Origin of the sequence: Micromonospora sp. NPDC048909 (genome assembly GCF_040649635.1) — a bacterium.
In the GTDB taxonomy this organism is placed as follows: domain Bacteria; phylum Actinomycetota; class Actinomycetes; order Mycobacteriales; family Micromonosporaceae; genus Micromonospora.
The window spans coordinates 234,817-258,295 of record NZ_JBEZFU010000009.1 but is presented as its reverse complement, the minus strand read 5'-3'; the positions used below and the strand labels follow the sequence as shown (position 1 = coordinate 258,295).

The 23,479-nt window shown below is 73.9% G+C and carries 26 protein-coding genes; 13 read left to right on the top strand and 13 right to left on the bottom strand.

The window, feature by feature from the left end; translation table 11 throughout:
- Window positions 1-120 precede the first annotated feature (120 nt).
- Window positions 121-1,512, top strand: a complete 1,392-nt coding sequence (locus tag AB0C04_RS24095) for an N-acetylmuramoyl-L-alanine amidase (RefSeq protein ID WP_357058254.1) — start codon at window positions 121-123, stop codon at window positions 1,510-1,512.
- 115 nt (window positions 1,513-1,627) lie between these two features.
- Here AB0C04_RS24095 and AB0C04_RS24090 read toward each other — a convergent pair whose 3' ends face one another.
- Window positions 1,628-2,380, bottom strand: a complete 753-nt coding sequence (locus AB0C04_RS24090; RefSeq protein ID WP_357058252.1) for a methyltransferase domain-containing protein — start codon at window positions 2,378-2,380, stop codon at window positions 1,628-1,630.
- A gap of 28 nt (window positions 2,381-2,408) precedes the next feature.
- Between AB0C04_RS24090 and AB0C04_RS24085 the strand changes: the two genes are divergently transcribed.
- Window positions 2,409-2,906, top strand: coding sequence for a MerR family transcriptional regulator (locus AB0C04_RS24085; protein ID WP_357058250.1), 498 nt, complete (start codon window positions 2,409-2,411; stop codon window positions 2,904-2,906).
- A gap of 153 nt (window positions 2,907-3,059) precedes the next feature.
- Here AB0C04_RS24085 and AB0C04_RS24080 read toward each other — a convergent pair whose 3' ends face one another.
- From AB0C04_RS24080 to AB0C04_RS24070, 3 genes are all read right to left on the bottom strand, one after another.
- Entirely contained in the window at window positions 3,060-3,383 is a 324-nt protein-coding gene (locus AB0C04_RS24080) for a TraR/DksA C4-type zinc finger protein (protein WP_357058248.1), read from the bottom strand.
- A 387-nt stretch (window positions 3,384-3,770) separates the two neighbouring features.
- Entirely contained in the window at window positions 3,771-4,538 is a 768-nt protein-coding gene (locus AB0C04_RS24075) for an ABC transporter permease (RefSeq protein ID WP_357058246.1), read from the bottom strand.
- Between the two features lie 178 nt (window positions 4,539-4,716).
- Complete coding sequence (locus tag AB0C04_RS24070) at window positions 4,717-6,216, bottom strand: MFS transporter (RefSeq protein ID WP_357058244.1); 1,500 nt, start codon at window positions 6,214-6,216, stop codon at window positions 4,717-4,719.
- Window positions 6,217-6,338: 122 nt separating this feature from the next.
- Between AB0C04_RS24070 and AB0C04_RS24065 the strand changes: the two genes are divergently transcribed.
- A complete protein-coding gene (locus AB0C04_RS24065; protein ID WP_357058242.1) occupies window positions 6,339-6,992 on the top strand; it encodes a TetR/AcrR family transcriptional regulator in 654 nt (217 codons plus the stop codon).
- Between the two features lie 151 nt (window positions 6,993-7,143).
- Here AB0C04_RS24065 and AB0C04_RS24060 read toward each other — a convergent pair whose 3' ends face one another.
- Window positions 7,144-7,596: an Lrp/AsnC family transcriptional regulator gene (locus AB0C04_RS24060; protein WP_350873207.1), complete on the bottom strand. Its 453-nt coding sequence runs from the start codon at window positions 7,594-7,596 to the stop codon at window positions 7,144-7,146.
- Window positions 7,597-7,706: 110 nt separating this feature from the next.
- Between AB0C04_RS24060 and AB0C04_RS24055 the strand changes: the two genes are divergently transcribed.
- Window positions 7,707-8,336, top strand: a complete 630-nt coding sequence (locus tag AB0C04_RS24055) for a LysE family translocator (protein WP_357058240.1) — start codon at window positions 7,707-7,709, stop codon at window positions 8,334-8,336.
- Between the two features lie 33 nt (window positions 8,337-8,369).
- Here the strand turns inward: AB0C04_RS24055 and AB0C04_RS24050 are convergent, their stop codons facing one another.
- The 8 genes from AB0C04_RS24050 to shbA form a co-directional block, all read right to left on the bottom strand.
- Complete coding sequence (locus AB0C04_RS24050; protein WP_357058238.1) at window positions 8,370-8,840, bottom strand: hypothetical protein; 471 nt, start codon at window positions 8,838-8,840, stop codon at window positions 8,370-8,372.
- Window positions 8,841-8,954: 114 nt separating this feature from the next.
- Entirely contained in the window at window positions 8,955-9,113 is a 159-nt protein-coding gene (locus AB0C04_RS24045; RefSeq protein WP_357058236.1) for a hypothetical protein, read from the bottom strand.
- 17 nt (window positions 9,114-9,130) lie between these two features.
- The gene (locus tag AB0C04_RS24040) at window positions 9,131-10,126 is read right to left on the bottom strand and encodes a peptidoglycan-binding protein (protein ID WP_357058234.1); all 996 of its coding nucleotides are present in this window, start codon (window positions 10,124-10,126) and stop codon (window positions 9,131-9,133) included.
- Window positions 10,123-10,671: a hypothetical protein gene (locus AB0C04_RS24035; protein WP_357058232.1), complete on the bottom strand. Its 549-nt coding sequence runs from the start codon at window positions 10,669-10,671 to the stop codon at window positions 10,123-10,125. Before AB0C04_RS24035 ends, AB0C04_RS24040 begins: the two co-directional genes overlap by 4 nt.
- Entirely contained in the window at window positions 10,668-11,237 is a 570-nt protein-coding gene (locus AB0C04_RS24030) for a MauE/DoxX family redox-associated membrane protein (protein WP_357058230.1), read from the bottom strand. Before AB0C04_RS24030 ends, AB0C04_RS24035 begins: the two co-directional genes overlap by 4 nt.
- 6 nt (window positions 11,238-11,243) lie before the next feature.
- The gene (locus AB0C04_RS24025; protein WP_357058229.1) at window positions 11,244-11,951 is read right to left on the bottom strand and encodes a hypothetical protein; all 708 of its coding nucleotides are present in this window, start codon (window positions 11,949-11,951) and stop codon (window positions 11,244-11,246) included.
- Between the two features lie 98 nt (window positions 11,952-12,049).
- Window positions 12,050-12,871: an anti-sigma-D factor RsdA gene (locus AB0C04_RS24020; RefSeq protein ID WP_357058227.1), complete on the bottom strand. Its 822-nt coding sequence runs from the start codon at window positions 12,869-12,871 to the stop codon at window positions 12,050-12,052.
- Window positions 12,868-13,446, bottom strand: coding sequence for an RNA polymerase sigma factor ShbA (gene shbA, locus AB0C04_RS24015; RefSeq protein ID WP_357058225.1), 579 nt, complete (start codon window positions 13,444-13,446; stop codon window positions 12,868-12,870). Before shbA ends, AB0C04_RS24020 begins: the two co-directional genes overlap by 4 nt.
- 183 nt (window positions 13,447-13,629) lie before the next feature.
- On the opposite strand from shbA, the gene AB0C04_RS24010 reads away from it, so the two are divergent.
- Genes AB0C04_RS24010 through AB0C04_RS23970 form a run of 9 tightly spaced genes read left to right on the top strand, consistent with a single transcriptional unit; the run spans window position 13,630 to window position 23,469 of the window.
- A complete protein-coding gene (locus tag AB0C04_RS24010; RefSeq protein WP_357058223.1) occupies window positions 13,630-14,631 on the top strand; it encodes an ABC transporter ATP-binding protein in 1,002 nt (333 codons plus the stop codon).
- On the top strand, window positions 14,628-15,398 hold the full coding sequence (locus AB0C04_RS24005) for an ABC transporter permease (protein WP_350873196.1): 771 nt from the start codon (window positions 14,628-14,630) through the stop codon (window positions 15,396-15,398). Before AB0C04_RS24010 ends, AB0C04_RS24005 begins: the two co-directional genes overlap by 4 nt.
- A 1-nt stretch (window position 15,399) precedes the next feature.
- On the top strand, window positions 15,400-16,203 hold the full coding sequence (locus AB0C04_RS24000) for an ABC transporter permease (protein ID WP_357058221.1): 804 nt from the start codon (window positions 15,400-15,402) through the stop codon (window positions 16,201-16,203).
- 2 nt (window positions 16,204-16,205) lie between these two features.
- Complete coding sequence (locus AB0C04_RS23995; RefSeq protein ID WP_357058219.1) at window positions 16,206-17,522, top strand: MCE family protein; 1,317 nt, start codon at window positions 16,206-16,208, stop codon at window positions 17,520-17,522.
- A complete protein-coding gene (locus AB0C04_RS23990) occupies window positions 17,519-18,553 on the top strand; it encodes an MCE family protein (protein ID WP_357058217.1) in 1,035 nt (344 codons plus the stop codon). The genes AB0C04_RS23995 and AB0C04_RS23990 overlap by 4 nt, the downstream gene beginning before the upstream one ends.
- A complete protein-coding gene (locus tag AB0C04_RS23985; RefSeq protein WP_357058215.1) occupies window positions 18,550-19,530 on the top strand; it encodes an MCE family protein in 981 nt (326 codons plus the stop codon). The genes AB0C04_RS23990 and AB0C04_RS23985 overlap by 4 nt, the downstream gene beginning before the upstream one ends.
- Entirely contained in the window at window positions 19,530-20,777 is a 1,248-nt protein-coding gene (locus AB0C04_RS23980) for an MCE family protein (RefSeq protein ID WP_357058213.1), read from the top strand. Before AB0C04_RS23985 ends, AB0C04_RS23980 begins: the two co-directional genes overlap by 1 nt.
- A 32-nt stretch (window positions 20,778-20,809) precedes the next feature.
- Entirely contained in the window at window positions 20,810-22,234 is a 1,425-nt protein-coding gene (locus tag AB0C04_RS23975) for an MCE family protein (protein WP_357058211.1), read from the top strand.
- Entirely contained in the window at window positions 22,231-23,469 is a 1,239-nt protein-coding gene (locus AB0C04_RS23970) for an MCE family protein (RefSeq protein WP_357058209.1), read from the top strand. Before AB0C04_RS23975 ends, AB0C04_RS23970 begins: the two co-directional genes overlap by 4 nt.
- Window positions 23,470-23,479: the final 10 nt, after the last annotated feature.

The window sequence follows — 23,479 nt, the reverse complement described above, 5'->3', positions numbered from 1 at the left end:
TCCCCCGTGCTTAACTGCTGCTGGGTGATACCGCTCCTTATCTGGTGGTGGTGGGACCGGGGGCCCCCCGGGCGGGGCGCCGCGTCCACCGGGGCGCCCGACCCCAGGAAGGAGTGGCACATGCCCGCAGCACCTCCCGCCCGCCCGGCCCGGCTCCTGCTCGGCGGCCTGCTCGCCCTGACCACCGCACTGACCGGCCAGCTCGCGACCGCCTCGCCCGGTGTCGCCGACCCGGTCCGGGCGGCGGCCCCGGACGGACCGCTCACCGCCGCGTTCGACACCGCCGCCGACCGGTACGACGTGCCCCGCGACCTGCTCGTCGCGCTCGGCTACGCGGAGACCCGGCTGGACATGCACGCCGGTGAGCCCAGCGCCGCGGGTGGGTACGGGCTGATGCACCTGGTCCGCAACCCGCGGCTGCGCACCCTCGACGAGGCGGCCGCCCGTACCCGCCTCGACCCGGCCGTGCTGCGGACCGACCCGGCGGCGAACGTGCTCGGTGCGGCCGCCGTGCTGCGCGGGTACGCCGACCAGGCCGGCCTCACCGCGACCGACCGCGACGACGCCGGCCGGTGGTACGGGCCGGTCGCCCGCTACGGCGGCGCGAGCGACCCGTCGGTCGCCCGGCTCTACGCCGACGCCGTCTACGACCTGCTGCGCACCGGCTTCAGTTCGGAGCGGGGTGCGGCGGTGGCCGGTCAGGCGATCGTCCCGCAGCGGGGGCCGCTGGAGCGGGCCGCCGGGCCGGCGGACGTCCGCACCCTCAGCACCGACTACCCGCCCGCGGCGTGGGCGCCCGCCAGCACCAGCAACTACACCGTGGCCAGCCGGCCCACCAGCCACCCGATCCGCTACGTCGTCATCCACATGACGCAGGGCTCGTACGCCGGCTCGATCAGCTGGTTCCAGAACCCGGCCGCGAAGGTCAGCGCGCACTACACCTTCCGCTCCTCCGACGGCGCGGTCACCCAGTCGGTCCGGGAGAAGGACATCGGCTGGCACGCCGGCAACTGGACCTACAACACCCAGTCGATCGGCATCGAGCACGAGGGGTACGTCGACAACCCCGCCTGGTTCACCGACGCGATGTACCGCGCCTCCGCCGCGCTCACCCGCAGCCTCACCGCCAAGTACGGCATCCCCCGGGACCGGGCGCACATCATCGGGCACGTCGAGGTGCCCGGCGCGACCCACACCGACCCGGGGCCGAACTGGAACTGGACCTACTACCTGCAGCTGGTCAACGGCGTCACCGGCATCGGCTCCGGCACGGTGGACACCTCCTCGGCCAACCTGAACGTCCGCTCCGGGCCGGGCGCCAGCTACCCGGTCGTCGGGACGGTCGCCGACGGCGCCACGGTCAGCATCTACTGCCAGGCCGCCGGCAGCACGGTCACCGGCCCGTACGGCACCACCAACGTCTGGAACCGGATCGGCACCAACCGCTACGTCTCCGACGCTTACGTCTACACCGGGCAGAGCGGCTACATCCCCGGCGTGCCCCGCTGCTGAGCAATCCGCCGCCCCGGCACCGCTGGCCGGGGCGGCGGACAGAGACCACTGGTCCCGGTCGGCGCGGACCGGGACCAGCGGACGGATTCGCGAAACTCGACCGCTCGGGGTCGCGCTACGGCCGAGGTGCGGCGGCGAGGACCATCGGCACGGCCAGGAAGAGTCGGTCCCGCTCGGCCCGCTGGCGTTGCTCGGCAGCCCACCGCTCCGCCCGGTCCGGTGCGACGGCGCCGGTCGCGGCGGCGACCTCGGCGAGCCCGAGCAGCATCGGCAGCATCACCGGGTCGGTGAAGACCCCGGTGTGCACCTCGACGGCGGGCGCGTCGAAGCCGGCGTCCAGCAGCAGGTTGCGACAGCGGCGGGCGACCCGCGGGCTCGTGATGGCGTCCGCGCGGGCGCGCACGACGGCCCGGGTGAGTTCGGCGTCGTCCGCGTCGACGATCAGCGCATCCCAGTCCTGGCCCAGCAGCACGATCCGCCCGCCCGGGGCGAGCACCCGGTGCGCCTCGGTCACGGCGGCGGCCGGGTCGGGCAGCTCGTGCAACACCTTGTCCGCCCGGTAGCCGGTCACCGCACCGTCGGCCAGCGGCAGGCCGAGGGCGTCCCCGACGCGCAGGTCCGCCCCGGGCCACCGGTCGCGGCCGACCGCGACCATCCGTTCGTCGCGGTCCACCCCGATCGGTCGGGCACCGCGCGCGGCCAGCTCCGCGACCGCCCGGCCGGTTCCACAACCGACGTCGACCACCACCGCGTCCGGGAGCGGAGCCAGCAGATCGTACGAGCGTGCGCGCAGGGCCGCCGCGCCGGGAAGGTCGTCGGCGACGTCCAACAGACGGATCATCCGGTCGGTGCCGGAGTGCGTTGACATGGCCGTCAGCCTGCGACTTAATGCCGACATGACGTCAAGCCCGGCCCAGCTGACCATCGGGCAGGCGGCGGCGCGGTTCGGGTTGCCCGCTCACGTGCTGCGGCACTGGGAGTCCATGGGCCTGCTGTCGCCGGCCCGTACCGGCACCGACCGCCGCCGGTACGCACCTGAGCACCTGCGCCAGATCGCGATCGTCGTGCGGGCGAAGCAGGCGGGACTGAGCCTCGACGACATCCGCGCCGTGGTGGAGAACGCCGATCCCGCCGTACGTCGGCGGGTGCTGGCCCGACACCGCACCGACCTCGCCGAGCGGCTCGCCCGCACGCAGGCCTCGCTGCGCCTGGTAGACGCGGTGCTCGACTGCGCCCACGAGGATCTCGCCACCTGCCCGCACCTGCAGGCGACGCTCGCGGCCGTGGTCGGCGAAGCGGACGGTGCCACCGCGCCCGGCGACGCCTGCGCGCAGCACGCCGACGGTCAGGCCGGCGCGGGATGCTCCGGCGGCGCCACCAGGGCGGACTCGTAGGCCAGCGGCGCCCGGCCCCGGGCGTGCGGCATTCTCGTCGGCCGACTCAGGAGGGTCCTCACGCTGGCCGGCCGGATCACCATCCGGCGGCGATCACTCTTCGACCGCCCGTGGGGCCGCCGTGCCCGGCACGGGCACGGCGGCCCCCGCCACTCAGCGGCCCTGCTTCTGCTGGCAGGGCACGCAGAAGCGGGACTGCGGCCGGATCTCGAGCCGCTCCGCGGGGATGTCGCCCTGGCACCGTTCGCAGACGCCGTAGCTGCCGTCGGCGATGCGGCGCAACGCGCCGGCGACCTCGTCGAGGCTCTGCCGGGTGGCGGCGATGAGCGCCGACTGGGTGTGGTCCTGGCCCGGGTCGCCGGTGTCGGCGGTGAGCTCGGTGAGTCTGGCCGTCTGGGCCTCGAACTCCTTGGCGAGGGACGTTCGTAGATCGGCGAGCCGGTCCCGCTCGGCCCGCTGTTCGATGCCGCTGCTCATGGTGGATCTCCTTGGGAAAAAGAAAAAGGGCCGAAGCGGAAAGCTTCGCCCTTGGCGTCCGTTGCGGTGGTAAACGGATTCGCCGGTGGGCCACGGCCGGTCGGGACGCACATTGCCAGCTCTCGGGTGACCCGGGCGGGCACGAGGCGCCCACCGGCGGACGGGCAGACCCGCAGCGAGACGGAGGCCGACCGGTGGGCAGCATGAACCGCCGTCAGCGTCGTGACGGTGGCGGCACCCGGACCGGCCAGTGGCATGCGCCCACCATAGGCGGGCCCCGGCGGAAAGCCAACGAGTTCGGCCGAGCCCCGCGACCTTCGGCCGTCCGCGAGGACCGGGTTGACCGGTGCCGGGCCGACGACCGGTTCGACACGCGCCGGCCCGGTGCTATCCGGCCAGGGCCGGCACGGGCTCGGCGGGACGCAGCCGACCCCGGGCCACCAGCTCGACGGTGATGACGACCGCGACGGCCTCCACGGCGAGGAGCCCGATCAGGACGAAGAGCTGCGTGATCCCGGCCGCCAGCGGGCTCGCCCCACCCAGCAGCACGCCGACGAACGCCCCGGGCAGGGTCACCAGGCCCACCGTGCGGGTCTGGTCCAGCGCCGGTATCAGCGCCTGGGCGGCCGCGGAACGGCACACCAGCAGCACCGCGTCCCGGGGCAGGAAGCCGAGCGCGAGCGCCGCCTCGACCTCGCCCCGCCGGCCGGTCAGCTCGTCGAGGGCCCGCCGGCCGGCCAGCGACGTGGCGGTCATCGCCCCACCGATCAGGATGCCGGCCACCGGGATGACCGCGATCCCGCGCGCCGGCACCAGGCCGGCGACGAGCAGTCCCGCCACGACGGCCAGGCTGCCCGCGACGATCGGTACCCCCGCCCACCAGCCGCGCGCGCCGCGGGTGATCCGCCGGCCGGCGGTTCCGGCCGCCACCACGCACATCAGGACGACGAAGCCGGCCGTCGCCCAGAGCGAGGCGACGATGGCGGCGATCAGCAGCGACACGGCCGTCAGCTGGGCCGCCGCGCGGCCGGCGGCGACCAGGATCTGCCGACCGTGCCCAAGCCGCCCGAGCGTCGCCACGGCCGCCGCGGTGGCGGCCAGCACGGCCATTGCCACCCATAGCTTCGGCCCGAGCACCAGCATCGTCGAGGACATGCCGCCAGTCTCCCCACTCGCCGACCGGCCCGCCGGAGGGGTGCCCCGCCGCGCCCCGTGCGGTGCGGTGCGGGGCGCCGTCGGTCCCGGGGTCGGCGCCCGCGCCGGCCCAGTCGCGTCCGGGTCGAGCCGCGTCCGCGCCGGGCCGGGCGAGCCCGGGTCGGGTCGGGCGGTGCGGTCAGCTGGCCGGCGCGGGGCGCAGCGGGGCGGGAATGTCCAGCCCGGCGGCGCCGAGCACGTCCTCCGCCTCGACCTGCGCGGGCGTCACCACCGTCCGCGCACGGCGCGGCAGTCCGACGAGGACGAGCACCGCGGCCAGCGCGGCGACGGCCGCGGCCACCGCGAGGATCACGACGTACTGCGACACCTGCGGCAGCGGCACCGGCAGGCCCGGCACCGGGTTGCGGCTGAGCATGGTCACCACCAGCGCGCTGGCGATCGCGCTCCCGACCGACCGGGCGATCGAGTTGACGCTGTTGGCGATGCCGGTCTCGGCGGGCGTGACGTGCGCGACCAGCAGCGCCGGCAGGGCCGCGTAGCCCAGCGTGACGCCGTTCAGGATCAGGAACGCGCCGAGGATGAGCTGCCAGGTCGCGGAGTGCAGGACGGCCAGCAGGAGGAACCCGCCCGCGGGCAGGATCAGGGCGACCGCCAAGGTCGGCTTCGCGCCGTACCGGGCGACGAGCCGGCCGCCGAGCGGCGCGGTGATGACACCGCTGAGCGTGCCCGGCAGCAGGTAGACCACGCTGGTGGCGAGCACCGTCGCGGCGAAGCCGTACCCGGCCAGGGCCGGTGGCGTCTGCACGAACGCCGAGACGGTGAGGAACCCGACGAACATCAGCGCGCCGAGCAGCAGCCCGGCGAGGTTGGCGATGGCGAGCGGGCGGTGGCTGAACATGCGCAGGCTGACCAGCGGCTGGGCGATGCGCCGTTCCACCAGGACGAAGAGGGCGAAGGCGGCGACCGCCGCCGCGAACATCCCGAGCACCCGGGCGGAGTTCCAGCCCCAGTCGTTCCCCTTCTCCAGTGGAAGCAGCAGGAGGACCAGCGCGGCGCCGAGCAGGCCGGCCCCGGCCCAGTCGATGCGGCCGGTGGCGGACGGCCGCCGACGGGGTACGACCAGCCAGGTGGCGACCAGGCCGACGACGCTCAGCGCGCTGGCGAGCCAGAAGACCCGGTGGTAGTTCCCGCCGTCGCCGACCAGCAGGCCGGTGGCGACCAGGCCGAGGCCGCTGCCGACCGCGACCGCGCCGCTCACGATGGCCATCGGGCCGGTGAGCCTGGTCGGCGGCAGTTCGTCCCGGAGCATGCCGATGCCGAGGGGGAAGAGCGCGTAGCTGACACCCTGCATCGCGCGGGCGAGCAACAGCAGGGGCAGGTTGTCGGTGGTGGCGGCGAGCAACGACCCGGCCAGCACGACGGCGAGTACGGCGAGCAGCACGACCCGCCGGCCGCGCAGGTCGCCGAGCCGGCCCAGGACGGGCGTCAGCACGGCGGCGGCCAGCAGGTTGACGGTCAGGACCCAGCTGACCGCGCCGGCCGTCGAGTCCAGTGCGACCTGGATCTGACCGAGGATCGGCACGACCATTGACTGCAGGACGGTGAGCAGCAGCACGCCGTAGGCGGCGACCGGCAGCAGCAGCCGGGTGGCGGGCCGGTGATCGACCGGGTTCGACATCGTGATGCTCACTTTCGCTTGGCGACGCGCCAAAGCTAGGCCGGACGAGCTGCCTTTTCAACAGAGCGTCAAAAAAATTCGACGTGACGTCGACTACCTTTGACGCGAGGTAGAGTGGCGGCATGGCAGCTTCCGGAGGCCGACGCGGGCCCACCAAGGGTGATCAACGCGAGCGGGCGTTGCTCGATGCCGCCGTGGGCCTGCTGCGGAGCAGGCCGGTGGCCCAGATCACCATCGACGAGGTGGCCGCCGCGGCCGGCATCACCCGCTCCGGCTTCTACTTCTACTTCGAGTCCAAGCAGGCCCTCCTCGCCGAGGTGTGCGCCCAGACGGGCGGCACGTTCGACCAGGAGATGAGCGAGTGGCTGGAGTCGGACGGCCTCGACCGCGCCGCGCTGCGGCGGGGGTTCGCGAGTGGGCTGAAGCGCTGGAAGGTCGACGGTCGCTGGCTGAGCGAAGCTTTCCTCTCCCCCGACCCCGGGCCCGACGTGCTCGCCGTCCGAGAGAAGGCGCTCGCCACCGGATGTGGCGCGATGCGACGGCGCATCGAGCGCGACGCCCGCTCGGGCCGCACCGTGCCGGCCCGACCCGAGCTGCTGGCCTTCATGGTGGTCAACCTGCGGTTGCTCATGTTCGCGCAGGCCTTCGCCCACCCGGACGAGCAGTCCGACGACGACCTGCTGGACGAGCTCACCGACGCGACCCTGCGACTGCTCTACGGCGTGGTGCCGGCAACCGCGGACGACCCCGCCGACGCGGCGGCCGGACGCCGCTGACCGGCCCGGCTCGCCCGGAATCACCTACCTGCGCGACGCCCGCGCCGAACTCGATCGGTTGGTGGCCGGGCTCGGCGTCGCCGACGCCGGCCGGCTCGCCGAGCGGATCTGGCTGATCGTCGAGGCGTTCGTCATCGCCGCCCGCACCCGCTCAGGCGGGTAGCGGACGCTCGGTGACGACGTTCTTCATGACCAGGGTCGAGGTCAGCCGCTGCACCCCGGGCAGCGTGGCGAGGACGTCGTCCTCCAGGCGCTGGTAGGCGCCGAGATCGGCGGTGACGATCCGCAGGAGGTAGTCGGGGTCGCCGAAGAGTCGCTGCGCCTGCACCACGTTCGGAATCCGGGCGACCGCCGCCTCGAAGCCGAGCAGCGTGTCGCGGTCCTCCTGGCGCATCGTGACGAAGAGCAGTGCCTCGAAGGTGAGGCCGAGGGCCGCGGGGTTCACCACGGCGCGGTAGCCCCGGATCGTGCCGGCGCGCTCCAGCTCGCGCAGCCGGCGGTGGCAGGGGGAGACGCTCAGCCCGACCCGGGCCGCCAGGTCGGTGACGGTGAGCCGGCCGTCGGACTGCAGCTCAGCAAGAATCTTCCGGTCGATCCGGTCCACGTAACAGATCCTTCTCAAGGGGCGGGGCGTCGACGGCAAAGATGGAACCACTTCCCGGCCGATGACGCATAGCGTTTCCACTACGAGCCTCATCGATGGAAGAGTTTGCCATGGACGTCACTTCGCTGCTCGCCTTCTGGGCGGTGGCCCTCCTGCTCATCGTCGTCCCCGGCGCCGACTGGGCGTTCACCCTCGGCGCCGCGTTGAAAGGCGACCCGGTGGCCCCGGCGGTCGGCGGCCTGGTGCTCGGCTACACCGCGATGACGCTGGTGGTCGCCGCCGGCACCGGAGCGCTCGTCGCCGGTACGCCGATGGCCCTGACGGTGCTCACCCTCGCCGGTGGCCTCTACCTGATCTGGCTGGGGACCAGCACTCTCGCCAACCCGGCCGGTCCCGCCCCGACGGCTGAGCACCCGAACGGGCCTGAGCCGCGCGGACGCTGGTCCGTCCTGGCGCGTGGGGTGGGGGTGAGCGGCCTGAACCCGAAGGCGCTGCTGCTCTTCCTCGCCCTGCTGCCGCAGTTCACCGATCCGGCGGGGGATTGGCCGATCGCGGTGCAGCTCGGCGTGCTCGGGCTGATGTTCACCCTTTCCTGTGCCGCGTTCTACACGATGATCGGGCGCCTCGCCCGGGCCGTGCTGCGTGCCCGACCCGTCGCCGCCCGGGTCGTCAGTCGCCTGTCCGGCCTCGGCATGGTCGCCGTCGGCGTCGGTCTCCTGCTCGACCACCTGCCGGACTGAGGCCACCGACCGGGCGACAGGCCCTTCCCGCCGCTAGAACTGGTGCAGGAAGAGCAGGGCGAAGCCGGCGGCGAGCACGGCGCACCCGCCGACGGTGATGACGCGCAGCCGGGCCCGCAGGTCGGCGTCCCAGCCCTCGACCGCGCCGGAGGCGCGCCGGAAGAGCGGGGTGGCGGCGCGCCCCACCCCGAAACCGACCCCGGCGAGCGCGGCGACCTGCAGGCGTTGACCGCCGAGGAGGACCGCGACGGCGAGCACGTACGGCGCGGTGGCCGAGACGTACGTCCGCACGCCGGTGCCGAGCTCGAAGCCGAATCGCAGTGCCCCGCGCGAGGGGCTGCGGCGCAGCACGTCCTGCGGCACCTGACGGGCGTTCTGCGGCATGCGGATCGTCACCACCCCGGTCTCCCGCAGCAACCCCAGCAGCGCCACCCCCACGATCGCCCCGTACCGCCAGGCCGGCGGCAACGGCGCCGACAGCCCGGAGAGCGCACCGAGGACCAACCCGCTGAGCAGGCCGCCGGCGAGCAGCCCCAGGACGAACAGGGTGAGCAGCTTCCCCTGCGGATTCCGATCTCGCCGCCCGGGCGAGGCCAGCGCGTACGCGCTGTTGCGCGTTCAAACCGAGCCGGAGAGGGTGTAGCCCGCCAGCCCGCCGAGCACCGCCCAGGTGAGCGGGTGCCCGTACGCGGCGGCGAGCATCGCGCCCACGGCGAGCACCAGGACGGGGGCGAGCGGGTCGGTGGCCCAGCGGCGCACCGGTGGAACGCGTCGCACGGGTGACGGCTGACCCGTCACACGGCGCCGCCGGTGAGCGTCCGCCAGCTGCTCTCGCCCACGATGCCGTCGACGGTGAGCCCGTTCTGGCGCTGGAAGTCCCGTACCGCGGCGTCGGTCGCCGAACCGAAGACGCCGTCGACGGTGAGCCCGTGCGCGTGCTTGTTGAGCTGGCGCTGCACGGCCCGCACGACGTCGCCGTTGTAGGGGTAGTGCACCACCACCGTCCGGGAACCGACGGTCTTGGTCACCGTGATGCCGGTCGCCGAGACGGTGAAGACCAGCAGGCGCCAGGTCTGTGCGTCGACGACGCCGTTCGCCGGAATGCCCTTGGACGACTGGAACTGCTTCACCCGGGTCTCGGTGCCGCTGCCGAAGACCCCGTCCTTGGTGGTGCTGTGGCCCCGCGCGGTCAGCAGGTACTGCACGGTGTAGACGTTCGCGCCGCTCTGGCCGCGGCGGGTGCTGGGCCAGTTGACCGAGGTGAGGCACCCGCAGTCGGTGTTCCAGCGGCAGATCGACCTGACCCAGCCCGAGCCGGTCTTCCGGTAGCCGTCGTGACAGCGCCGCTCCACCGAACAGGCGCAGGCGCCGCAGGCGCCCTGGTAGCGCCACAGCCAGCCGTCGTACGTGCCGGCGTAGCACTGGTTCGGGCGCAGCTTCCAGGTGGTGCCGTCGTTCTTGTGGAAGCCCGCGTACGTGCCGCTGGTGTTGCAGGCGGCGGCGAAGATCGGGCTCGGACCGCAGCCGGGCGAACAGTTCTGGTCGCTGGCGTACGACGGGCAGCTGCCGTAGATGTCGTATCCGTCGGCGTAGGCGCGGCGGGCGGCCGGGAAGATGCTCAGCGCCGCCATGCCCACCGCGGTGCCGGCCTGCAGCAGCGTGCGGCGGGACAGCGCCCACGACTCGGTGAGCCGGCCCCGGGCCCGGCCTGCCGGCGGGCGCCGCCGGGACGCCGTGCCGGTGCCCGGGTCCGTCCCCCGCAGCGCGGGAACTGTGTCGAGAGTGGTCACCGCGAGCCTCCCCGCTGGATCGGGTGGACGGTCGGCGCGGCCGCGCCGCCGGACGGGTGGTCGACCTGGTCGAGCAGCTGCCGCAGGGCCGCCCGGGAGCCGACGGCTTCGGATCGCCGGACGTGCCCGGTCGCGTCGACCACGACCGCGAACGGGGTGGCGATGGCGTCGTAGCGGTCGAACAGGTCCGCCTGCTCGCCGAGGACGGTCAACGGCAGGTCGGCCGGGTGCGGCGGGGCGGCCTCCCGGTAGAGGACCCGGAGCAAGACGTCGGGGCGGTCGGCCTGTTGGGTGGCCTCGGCGAGCAGGTGGTCGCAGGTCGAGCAACCCTGGTCGAGGAAGAGCAGGACCAGGGTGGCCGGGGAGGGTGGGGCCAGCTCGCCGAACCGAGGCGCCGGCGAGCCGGGCCGCAGACCGACGGACCCGGGGCGGGCGACGCTGCCGTTGGCGAGCGCGTGCACCTGACGGACCAGGCCGGACACCACGAGGGCCAGCAGCAGGATCGCGATCCAGCTCAGGATCAGCGCGCTGGTCTGGAAACTCATCCGGGTACGCCTCCTCGTCCCACCCGGGTGGGCGGGTGCTGCGGGGTCGGCTGGTGCATGGCGACGGGTAGCTGCGCCAGGAGCGCGGTGAACGTCGCCGCGGCGAGCAGGACGACCGTGAGTTCGGCGTCGGCCCGCCATACCGGCAGCACCGCGCCGGAGAGCAGTGACCCGATCAGGGCCGTGCCGGCGAGCGTGGCCGCACGGGCCACCACCCAGCCGCTCATCGGCACCTCGACCCGCGAGCATCCGCAGGGGACGGCTCGCCCGGTCGACCGCACGTGGAGGCCGTAGCCCGCGTAGGTGGCGAGGAGCGCGGCAGCGCCGGCCAGGACCACGCCCAGCAGCCGGCCGCCGTCGTCCCGGAGCAGGGCGAGCACGCCGGCCGCGCCGAGCAGCCCCTCCGCCGCGATGACGACCGCCGCGACGGCGGCCGGCGCGGGAACCACCCGGTGGGCGGCCAACGCCGTCGCCAGCGCCGCCGGTCTCGACAGGTGCTCACCGACGGCGACGAGGAGGGTGAGCAGCACGGTGTACGCCGCGACGCTGGCGACCAGGGTGGACACGACGCCTCACCTGGCCGTTTGCACACGTAGCCGGCCCACCAGCTCCGGAACCTGGTCGACGATCGTGTCGGCCAGCGGGAGCACGGTCACCCAGGTGTCCGTCGCGGCGAGGACGAAGTACGGCCGGCCGTCCGAGAGGGTGTCCCGGAAGAGTTCGCCGGCCCCGGTGGCCAAACCGCGCCACGTCGGCAGCTGTCGGGTGCGCTCGGCGGTGAGCGGCGCCATGTCCAGCAGGCCGAGGCCGGGCACCTCCTTGATCACGGCTGCCGCCGCCACGAAACGGCTACCGGCCCGGGCGTTGGGCTGCACGACGAGGCCGTCGTCGTGCTCGACGATCCGCAGCGTGCGCAGCATCGCCAGCAGATCGCTCGTGGTGGCGCCGTAGATCTGGGTGAGGAAGCAGTAGCGCCGGCCGCGCCACGCCGCCACCAGCCGCTCCTCGTCGAGCCGGATCTGGGCGTCGTGCGACCGCACGCGGGTCGTCATCAGGGTGCCGCCCTGGTAGCTGAGCACCTCGTCGAAGTCGGTGGCGCCCAGCGCCTCCGCCAGGTCGTCGACGAGGCCGACCGAGCCGGCCGTGAACTCGTGCGGCCGGCCGGCGACGGTCAGCTCGACCACCGAGGTGAACGGCGCGCTGAAGTCGAGTGAGCCGCTGAGCAGGAAACGCCGGCCGTCCATGGCGCGATGTGCGACGGGACCCTCCGTGGCTGCCATCCCCACCTCCCCCCTGAAGGTACGGCAACAGTGGTGCCCGTCACATCATCCGAGAATGCGAATGTCTCTGACAAGCCCGGTCGGCCGGCGCCGGCCGGTCAGCCGAGCGGGATGCCGGTGGGCAGCGGCAGCAGGGGCAGCGAGGGCAGCGGCAGGGTCGGCGGGTCGCTGTCCGGGTCCGATGTGGGCAGTGGCAGCGGTGGCAGGGGGAGCAGCCCGGGTAGGCCCGGACCGCGCGACGACGGCGCCGGCCCGGGCGCGGACGGCGTCGGAGCGCCGCTGTCACTCGGCGTGGGAACGGTGGTCGACGAGGGGTGGGACGTCGGGGCGCCGGCCGAGGGGACCGGCGCGGGCGGCGGAGCTGGCAGCGCGGCGAGCAGTTCGCGGTCCAGCGCGTCGAGCTCGGCGCGCAGCCGTGCGGCCACGGCCGGATCGGTCACCCCGGCGAGCTCCCGGTGGGCCTGCTCGATGAGGTGCCGCGCCTCGTCGAGGTGGCCCGCCGCGACCGCGTCGCGAGCCCGGGCGATGCCGTCCTCGACGCTGCGTACCTGTGCCTGTTCGGGGTAGAGCACCCGGGTCAGCGACCAGAGCGGGTTGGTCGGACCGGCGTGGCGGCTGCCCACCCCGAGCCCGGTCGCGATCACCAGGAGCGTGACGACGGCGGCGGCGAGGCGCAGCGCGCCCCGGGTGACGGGCGTCGGTCCGGGGGCCGGGACCGGAGGTGGGGCCTCCCCGCCCGCCCGGATCAGCCGCTGCTCACGGTCGCCGTCGACATCGCTGCGCCAGGCGGCCAGCATCGCCGCGACGTCGTCACCGGCCGGCCCGGGCTCGCCCCGGCTCAGCGCGTCGAGGAGCTGGTCGTCCCGGGCGATCGTGGCCAGGTCCAGCTCGTCACCGCCGGCCCGGGTCTGCTCGGTCATGCCGCCACCTCGTCGAGTGAGTCGCCGGCCAGGGTGCGGAGCCGGGCCAGCGCACGGGACTGGGCCACCCGGACGGCGGCGGCGGACATGCCGACGATGGCGCCGACCTCGTCGGCGGAGAGACCAACCGCCACCCGGAGCACGACGATCTCCCGTTGCGCCTCCGGCAGGCGCTCCAGCAACCCCGACAACCGGCGGGCCAGGTCGGTGGCGACCGCCCGCTGTTCCGGGCCCGGCTCCGCGTCGGGGGTCTCCGGAGGTGGGTCGGTGGCGGTCAGCGAGGCCGCTCGGAGCGCGGCCCGCTGCGCGTCGGCCACCTTGTGCCCGGCGATGGCGTAGACGAAGGCGGAGAACGGGACGCCCTGCTCGCGGTAGCGGGGCAGGGCGTGCAGCACGGCTATGCAGATCTCCTGGGCGACGTCGTCGGCTGTGGTGTACGCGCCGCCGATCCGGCCGAGTCGGGCCCGGCAGTAGCGGACCAGCCCGGGGCGGACGTCGGCGAGCAGCATCGCGGTGGCCGTCCGGTCGCCCTGGGCGGCCCGGCGGACGAGCTGGGGCTCGATCGTGGTCGTCATCGCGTGGCGGGGCACCTTCGTTACCGGCCGGTTAACGGCACGCTATCGAGCCGGCCGCCGATTTGCCTAGCTCACTCTGCGTCACCTAACTGTGCCGCAAAGAAGTGTGTTGCATTCGGACCCTCCGGCGCGATGTCCCCAGTAACGAGACGGAACCGGGCGTCGGCGAGAGGGGAGGGGACCATGGGTGTCGAGGTGGCCGTGCGCGGCTTGACCAAGTCCTTCGGCGGGCAGCCGGTCTGGTCCGACATCAGCCTCACCCTGCCGGCCGGCGAGATCTCGGTGCTGCTCGGTCCCTCCGGAACCGGCAAGTCGGTGTTCCTCAAGACCCTGGTCGGGCTGCTCCGCCCGGACCGTGGCTCGATCGTCATCGAGGGCCGTGACCTGCCCCGGCTCTCCGAACGCGCGCTGTACGAGGTACGCAAGCTCTTCGGCGTGCTGTTCCAGGACGGCGCCCTCTTCGGCTCGATGACCATCTACGACAACGTCGCTTTCCCGCTGCGCGAGCACACCCGCAAGACCGAGGCGGAGATCCGGGCGGTGGTCGGCGAGAAGCTGGACATGGTCGGCCTGGTCGGCGCCGAACGGAAGCTGCCCGGGGAGATCTCCGGTGGCATGCGCAAGCGGGCCGGGCTGGCCCGGGCGCTCGTGCTCGACCCGCAGATCATCCTCTTCGACGAGCCCGACTCGGGGCTGGACCCGGTGCGCACCGCGTACCTGAACCAGCTCATCATCGACCTCAACCAGCGCACCGACGCGACGTTCCTGATCGTCACGCACGACATCAACACCGCCCGGACGGTGCCGGACAACATCGGCCTGATCTACCACGGTCACCTGGCCATGTTCGGCCCCCGCGAGATGCTGCTCTCCAGCACGGAGCCGGTGGTCCGGCAGTTCCTGAACGCCCAGCGGGTCGGCCCGATCGGGATGGCCGAGGAGAAGGACGCCGAGGAGTTGGCGGCGGAGGCGCAGGCGGGCGTCGAACTGCCCCCGCTGCCGCCCATCCCGCTCCAGCTACCGCCGTCGGACGGCCGGCCCCGGCGGGCCGAGCGCCCGGCGGGGCAGTGGTGCCGCGAGCAGGGGGTCACCCCGCCGCCGGGCTCCTTCGCCGGTGCCGAGGCTGCGTCGAGCGAGCCGGGCCGGAGCCCCGCCGAGCTGGCCGGCAAGGGCGGCACCCGGTGAGCGCCCCGGTCAGCGCGGTACGCCGGTCCGGCGAGTTCTTCGCGTTCTGCCTGGACACGTTGCGGGCGCTCGGTCGCCGGCCGGTGCAGGTCCGGGAGTTCGTCCAGCAGGCCTGGTTCATCAGCTCGGTCTCCATCCTGCCCGCCGCGCTGGTGTCGATCCCGTTCGGCGCGGTCATCGCGCTCCAGCTCGGCTCGTTGGTCCGCCAGCTCGGCGCGCAGTCGTTCACCGGCGCGGCGTCGGTGCTCGCGGTCGTCCGGGAAGCCGGCCCGATCGTGACCGCGCTGATCATCGCCGGGGCGGGCGGGTCGGCCATCTGCGCCGACCTCGGCTCGCGGAAGATCCGCGAGGAACTGGACGCCATGCAGGTCCTCGGCATCGACCCGATCCAGCGCCTGGTGGTGCCCCGGGTGCTCGCTTCGATGCTGGTAGCGGTGCTGCTCAACGGGCTGGTCAGCGTTGTCGGGGTGGTCGGTGGCTACACCTTCAACGTGGTGTTGCAGGGCGGCACGCCGGGCGCGTACCTGGCCAGCTTCCAAGCGCTCGGGCAGTTGCCCGACCTGCTGGTCGGCGAGGTCAAGGCGCTGCTTTTCGGCGCCACCGCGGCGCTGGTCGCCTCGTACCAGGGGATGAACGCGAAGGGCGGCCCCAAGGGGGTCGGCGACGCGGTCAACCAGAGCGTGGTGATCACCTTCATGCTGCTCTTCGCGCTGAACTTCATCGTCACGGCCGTGTACTTCCAGGTCGTACCGCAGAAGGGAAGCTGACGTGGCGGTGCTGCGACTCCTCGACGATCTGGGCAATCAGCTCGCCTTCTACCTGCGCGCGTTCGCCTGGACGCCGCGTACGCTGCGCCGCTACCGGCGCGAGGTGGTCCGTCTGCTCGCCGAGATCAGCTTCGGCACCGGCGCGCTCGCCGTGCTCGGCGGCACGGTCGGGGTGATCTGCTTCCTCACCTTCTTCACCGGCACCGAGGTGGGATTGCAGGGCTACCAGGCGCTCAACCAGATCGGCAGCAGCGCCTTCACCGGCTTCGTGTCGGCGTACTTCAACACCCGGGAGATCTCGCCGCTGGTCGCCGCGCTGGCCCTCTCGGCGACCGTGGGCTGCGGGTTCACCGCGCAGCTCGGCGCGATGCGGATCTCCGAGGAGGTGGACGCGCTCGAGGTGATGGGGGTGCCGTCGCTGCCGTTCCTGGTCACCACCCGGATGATCGCCGGCTTCATCGCGGTCATCCCGCTGTACGTGGTGGGCCTGCTCGCCAGCTACCTGGCCACCCGCACCATCGCGGTCTTCTACTTCGGGCAGTCGGCGGGCACCTACGACTACTACTTCCACCTCTTCCTGCCGCCGGGCGACGTGCTCTGGTCCTTCGGCAAGGTGCTGGTGTTCAGCGTGATCGTGGTGCTGGTGCACTGCTGGTACGGCTACACCGCCAGCGGTGGGCCGGCCGGGGTGGGCGTCGCCGTCGGGCGGGCCGTCCGGTTGGCCATCGTCGCGGTCAACATCGTCGACTTCTTCCTGTCCCTGGCCATCTGGGGCGCGACCACCACCGTCCGGATCGCGGGGTGAGCATGAGACATCGCATCCTCGGCATCGTCTTCGTCGCCGCGCTGACCGCGGCGCTGACCGGGTCCGTGCTGCACTACCGGAAGGCGTTCACCCCGGTCGCCTGGGTCACCCTGCACGCCGACCGCGCCGGGTTGCAGCTCGGCGACGGCGCCGACGTCAAGGTACGCGGCGTGCTGGTCGGCGAGGTGCGCTCGGTGCGCAGCGCGGGCGACGGCGCGGTGCTGCGGTTGGCGCTCGACCCGGCCACCATCGGCCGGATCCCCGCCGACGTCACCGCCCGCCTGCTGCCCAAGACGCTCTTCGGCGAACGCTACGTCGAGCTGGTCCCGCCCGGCGGCGGCGCCGCCGCGCCGATCCGCGACGGCGCCGTCATCGACCAGGACCGCAGCAGCACGGCCGTAGAGCTGGAGCGGGTGCTCGACGAGGCGCTGCCGCTGCTCCAGTCGATCCAGCCCGACCAGCTCGCCGCGACCCTCGGCGCGCTCGCCACCGCGCTGGAGGGGCGCGGTGAGCAGCTCGGGGCGAACATCGAACGGCTCGGGGCCTACCTGCGGCAGCTCAACCCGGCGATGCCCACCATCGTCGAGGACGTCCGGAAGCTCGCCACCGTGCTGGACAGCTACGACGCGGCGCTGCCCGACCTGCTCGCCCTGCTGCGCGACGTCAGCGTCACCGCCCGCACCGTCACCGACCAGCGGACTCAGCTCGCCGCCTTCCTCGCCGACACCACCGGCACCGCCGAGGTCGCCACGGGCTTCCTCGACCGGCACGGCGACCAGCTCATCCGGCTCGGCGCGGTCAGCCGGCCGGTGCTGGAGCTGCTCGCCACCTACGCCCCCGAGTACCCGTGCCTGGTCGACGGTCTGGTCGCCCTGCAACCCCGGGTCGAGGAGGTCTTCGCCGGGGGACGGATGCACATCACACTGGAGGTCACCCGGGACGGCGGGCCGTACCAGCCCGGCCGGGACGAGCCGGTGTACGGCGCGCGCAACGGTCCACAGTGCTACGGCCTGCCGCACCCGAAGGTCCCGGCCCCCGAGCACCCGGTCAACGACGGCTACGACTACTCCCTCGCCCGCCCGCGCCCGCTGCTGCCGGTCGGCGTACCCGGCAAGCAGCCCGCCGGCCCGGCCGGAGCCGCCGTTCCCGCCAACGACGGCGCCTCCCCGGAGATGGGCCAGGCCGGCACCGGCGAGGAGCGGGCCCTGGTCAAGCCGCTCGTCGGCGCCCTCACCGGCACCCTGCCGGCGGAGGTGCCGGACATCGCGGTCCTGCTCTGGGGGCCGCTGCTGCGCGGTGGGGTGGTGAACGCCCGATGACCGGGAAGACCGTGGCCCCACTCGTCAAGCTGCTGATCTTCGCCACCGTGACGGTGCTGCTCACCGCGCTGCTCGCCCAGACCCTCGGCGCTTTCCCGCCCGGCGGGGTCGGCTACCGGGCCCGGTTCACCGACGTCACCGGGCTGCTCCCCGGCGACGACGTGCGGGTCGCCGGCGTCCGGGTCGGCACGGTGCGCGACATCCGGGTGGTCGACGACACCGTCGCCGAGGTGTCCTTCACCGTCACCGCCGACCTGCCGGTCGCCACCGGCGTGCGGGCCACCATCCGCTATCGGAACCTCGTCGGCCAGCGGTACCTGGCGTTGACCGAGGGGCCGGGGGACGGCCGTCCGCTGCGCGCGGACGGGCTGATCCCACTCGCCCAGACCACCCCGGCGCTGGATCTCACCACCCTGTTCAACGGCTTCCGGCCGCTCTTCACCGCGCTGAGCCCGGCGGACGTCAACACCCTCGCCTACGAGATCATCCAGGTGTTCCAGGGCGAGGGCGGCACCGTCAGCAGCCTGCTGCAACGCACCGCGTCGCTGACCAACACCCTGGCCGACCGGGACGCCGTCATCGGGCGGGTGATCACCAACCTCAACCAGGTGCTGGCCACGCTGGCCGGCCGGGACGCCGAACTCGACCGGACGATCGCCCAGATGCAGCAGTTCGTCTCCGGCCTCGCCGCGGACCGGACCGCCATCGGCGACGCGCTGGTCAACCTCGGCGAACTCACCGACGTCACCGCCGGGCTGCTGCACGAGGCGCGCCCGCCGCTCGCCGCCGACGTCCGCGCGCTCGGCGACCTCGCCGGCACCCTCGACCGCAACGCCGCCGTCATCGACGGCACGCTGGGCCGGCTGCCGGAGCGGTACGAGTCGCTGACCCGGGTCGCCTCCTACGGCTCCTGGTTCAACTTCTACCTCTGCGACTTCGACGGCCGCGTCGCGGTCGCCGGGCACGCCCCGCTCAACCCGGCGACCCTCAGCGCCCCGGCCGCCCGCTGCGCCACCGGAGGAAGCCGATGAGACCTTTCCGGGAACGCAATCCGGTCGTCGTCGGCGCGGTCGGGCTGGCCGTGATCGCCACCGTCCTGCTCGGCGCCTTCCAGCTCGACCGGTTGGCCGCGCTCACCGGCCGCTCCTACCAGGCCGCCTTCCACGACGCGAGCGGCCTCGTCGCCGGCAACGAGGTACGGGTGGCCGGGGTCCGGGTCGGCGCGGTCACCGCGGTCGAGCTGGCCACCGGCCCACAGCCGTACGTGCGGGTCCGGTTCCGGGTCGACGACGACGGCGTCCGCCTCGGCCGGGACACCGGCGCCACCATCCGGATCAAAACGGTGCTCGGCCAGAAGTACCTCGCCCTGACCCCGGCCGGACCGGACCGGCTGCCCGCGGACGGACAGATCCCGCTGGAGCGCACCGCCGCGCCGTTCGACGTGGTGCAGGCGGTCACCGGGCTCGCCGACACCCTCGACCAGGTCGACACCGAGCAGCTCGCGACGGCCTTCACGACGCTCTCCGAGACCTTCGCCGACACCCCCGGCAGCGTCAACTCCTCCCTGGTCGGGCTCTCCCGGCTGTCCCGGACGGTGGCCGAGCGGGACGCGGAGCTGCGGGCGCTGCTCGGGCGGGCCCGGCAGGTCACCGACGTGCTCGCCACCCGGGACGAGGAGTTCCGCCGGCTGGTCGCCGACGGTGAGGCGCTGCTCGCCGAGGTGAGCCGCCGCCGGGACGCCATCCACCGGCTGCTGGTCGGCACCGACGAGCTGGCCACCGAGCTGTCCGGGCTGGTCGCCGACAACCGCACCCAGCTCGAACCGGCGTTGCGCAAGCTGCGCGACGTGGTCGCCGTCCTGCAACGCAACCGCGACGAGCTGGAGCAGACAGTCCAGCGGATGGCGCCGTTCGTCACCGCCTTCGCCAACGTCGTCGGCAACGGCCGCTGGTTCGACTCCTACCTCAGCGGCCTGCTCCAGCCGTACGTGCCGACGGGAGGTCGCTGATGCCCGGCCCGATCCGACGCTGGCGCCGACCGGTCGCCGCCGCCACCGTGCTGCTGACCGCGCTCGCCGCCGGCCTGGTGCTGTGGCGTCAGGAGTCGCCGCAGCGGCGGGTGGTCGCCTACTTCACCCGGGCCGTCGGGATCTACCCCGGCTCCGACGTCCGGGTGCTCGGGGTGCGGGTCGGCGAGGTGGAGTCGGTCACCCCGCAGGGCCGGGTGGTCCGGGTGAGCATGCGCTACGACCCGCAGGTGAGCGTCCCCCCCGACGCCCAGGCGCTGATCATCCCGCCCAGCGTGGTCAGCGACCGGTACGTGCAGCTCGCCCCGGCCTTCGCCGGCGGCGTCGCGCTCCGCGACGGCGCGGAGATCCCCGCCGAGCGCACCGCCGCACCGATGGAGATCGACGACATCTACCGGGCGCTCGACGACTTCAACCGGGCGCTCGGGCCGCAGGGCGCCAACGCCGACGGGGCGCTCAGCGACCTGTTGACCACCGGGCGGGCCAACCTGGAGGGCAACGGCGACGAGCTGCACGGCACCCTGGCCGACCTGTCCCGGGCGCTCGACACGCTCGCCGACGGCCGGCAGGACCTGTTCGGCTCGGTGGCCAACCTGCAACGGTTCACCACCGCGCTGGCCCGCAGCGACCAGCAGGTACGCGGCTTCTCCCAGCAGCTCGCGGACGTCGCCGAGCAGCTCGCGGGGGAACGCGACGAGCTGGCCGCCGCGCTGCGCAACCTCGCCGCCGCGCTCGCCGACGTCACCGCCTTCGTCCGGGGCAACCGCGACGAGCTGACCGGCAACGTCGCCGCGCTCGCCGACATCACCGGGGTGCTCGTCCGCCAGCAGAAGGCGGTCATCGACATCCTCGACGTGGCGCCGCTGACCGTGAACAACCTCGCCCTGGCCTACAACCCCCGCTCGGGCACCCTGGACACCCGCGACAACGTCATGGGCCCGTACGACCCGGCCGGCTTCGTCTGCTCGCTGATCGTGGACCAGCTGCCCGGCGCCAAGGTCCCCGAGACCTGCAAGGCGCTCGCCCAGACCCTGCACGCGCGGGGCCTGCCGATGACCGACCAGCTCCGCAAGCTCCTCAAGCTGCCGCCCGGCGCCCCGAAGGGCCCGACCCCACCGGTAAAGCCTCCGGTCCCCTCCTCCGGTGGACCGGGCCCCGACGGGGCGGCGGGCGGCCCCGACGTCACGCGCGACCTCACCCTCGGCGGCATCCTGCGAGGTGTCCGGTGAGCCCCGCAGTCGCGAACGAAAGGCGGGCCCGCATGAGGATCCGGCTGGCGCGGGCGTTGACGGGTGCGCTCGTCGTACTGCTGCTGCCCGCCGGGTGCGGCCTGCCGAAGCTGGCCGACCTGCCGTTGCCCGGCGGCGCCCCGGCCGGGGACGGCTACACGGTGACCGCCGAGTTCACCGACGTCCTCGACCTGGTGCCGCAGGCCGCCGTCAAGGTCGACGACGTGACGGTGGGTAGCGTCGAGAAGATCTCGCTGGCCGGGTGGACCGCGCGGGTCCGGCTGCGCATCGACCGGGGGGTGCGGTTACCGGGCAACGCCACCGCCGCCGTGCGGCAGAGCAGCCTGCTCGGCGAGAAGTACGTGACCGTGGCCGCGCCGGCCACCGGAGCCGACGCCGGCCGGCTCGGCGACGGCGACGTCATCCCGCTGTCCCGCACCCGGCGCGGCGCCGAGGTCGAGGAGGTGCTGGCGGCGCTGGGCCTGCTGCTCAACGGCGGCGGGCTGGCCCAGCTGCGGACCATCACCAGCGAACTCGGGCAGGCCCTCGACGGGCGGGAACCGGCCGTCCGTGACGCGTTGGGCCAGCTCGACACGTTCGTCGGCGGGCTGGAGCGGCAGAAGGCCGATCTGGTCCGGGCCATCGAGGCGCTGGACCGGCTCAGCGACCGGCTGAGCCGGCAGCGGCAGGTGGTCGGCGAGGCGCTCGACTCCCTCGCCCCGGGCCTGACGGTGCTGGCCGAGCAGCGCACCCAGCTGACGGAGGCGCTGACCGCGCTCGGCGAGCTGGGCCGCGTCGGCGCCACGGTGGTCAACCGCAGCCGCGACGACACCCTGGCCAGCGTACGGGCGCTGCAACCGATCCTGGAGCAGCTGGCCCGGGCCGGCGACAACCTGCCGAAGTCGCTGGACTTCATGCTGTCGTTCCCCTTCCCGCCGAACGTCACCGGCGCGATCGTCGGCGACTTCGTCAACCTGGCCGTCACCGCCGACCTGGACGCCGCCAGCATCCTGGCCAACCTGGTGGCCGCCGCGCCGACGCCGGCCGGGCCGGCGGCGCGACCGGGCGGGACGGGTCCTGGTGCACGATCGCCCGCCGGTGGCGGCACCCCCCGTCCCCGCCCGGGCAGCGGCTCCGACGGTGGCAGCCGGCCCGGGTCCGACCTGCCGCTGCTGCGCTGCCTGCCCGACCTGAAGGACTTCCCGGCGACCTGGAAGCCGCCGAAGGACTGTCTGCTGCCCAAGGGCTGCGAACTGCTCAAGCCAGGCTCGAAGGTGCCGCTCGGCGGGTTGATCCTGCCCAAGGGACTCGTACCCCCGGGCACCGCCTTTCCGGCCGGCACGGAGCTGCTGCCCGGCACCGTGCTCACCGCGCCGTGCGTGCTGCCGGTGACCGGCGCGGTGACCGGGCTGATCGGTGACCTGACGGACGTGCTGGGCGGAGGGCTGCTGCCGTGATCGGACGTACCGCCAAGCTCCAGGTCCTCGCGTTCGTCGTGGTGAGCCTGCTCGGCATCTCCTACGTTGGGGTCCGCTACGTCGGGCTCGGCGACCGGCTGCTCGGCGGCAGCTACCTCGTCCACCTCGACCTCGCCCGCGCCGGCGGCATCTTCGCCAACGCGCCGGTCACCTACCGGGGGGTGCCGGTCGGCCGGGTCACCGCCGTGGACCTGCGCGACGACGGCGTTCGGGCGCAGCTGCGGATCCGCCGGGAGGTACGGGTTCCGAGCGCGCTGCGGGCCGTGGTGACGCACCGCTCGGCGGTCGGCGAGCAGTACGTCGACCTGCGGCCGGAACGCGACGGCGGGCCGTACCTCGCCGACGGCGCGGTGATCCCGGCCGAGCGCACCGGCGTGCCGCTCGCCCCGGAGACGTTGCTGACCAACCTGGACGCGCTGGTGCGGTCGGTGGACCCGGACGACCTGACCGTGCTGATCAGCGAGCTGGGCGCCGCGTTCGAGGGCAACGAGCAGGCGCTGGCCCGGATCCTCGACGCCGGCGACGCGCTGCTCTCCGACGCCACCGCCCGGCTGCCGGAGACGCTGGCGCTGATCCGCGACGGGCGTACCGTGCTGAGCACTCAGGCCGAGTCGGCCGAGGCGCTGCGGCGCTGGTCGGCGGGGCTGGCGGCGCTGGCGGAGACCGTCCGCGACGCCGATGAGGACCTGCGCCGGCTGCTCGCCGACGGCCCGCCCGCGGGTGCGGAGCTGCGGGCCCTGCTGCGCGGGCTGGATCCGACCGTCGGCACGTTGCTCGGGAACCTGGTGACCGTCAACGGGATCGCCGCCCGCCGACTGCCCGGGATCGAGCAGCTGCTGGTGGTCTACCCGATCGCGGTGGCCGGTGGCTTCACCGTCACCCCGGGCGACGGTACCGCCCACTTCGGCCTGGTGCTCAACGTCAACGACCCGCCGTCCTGTGTGTACGCCGGCGGTGGCACCCGCTGCACCGACCGGGACCGGGCGGCCGGCGGAAACGTCCGCGGCGCCGGCAACGCGCCACGACCGTCCGGGCGGGAGCCGGCCCCGCCGCCCGCCGCCGGGCCGGCCGCCCCGGGCGGATACGACCCGGCGACCGGTTTGGTGCTCGGCCCGGACGGCCGGCCGTTGCAGTTCGGCGGCACCGGCGGGCAGTACCGCACGGCGGGGGAGCAGTCGTGGAAGCAGCTGTTGCTCGCCGGGGTGACGCCGTGACCGGCGTCGG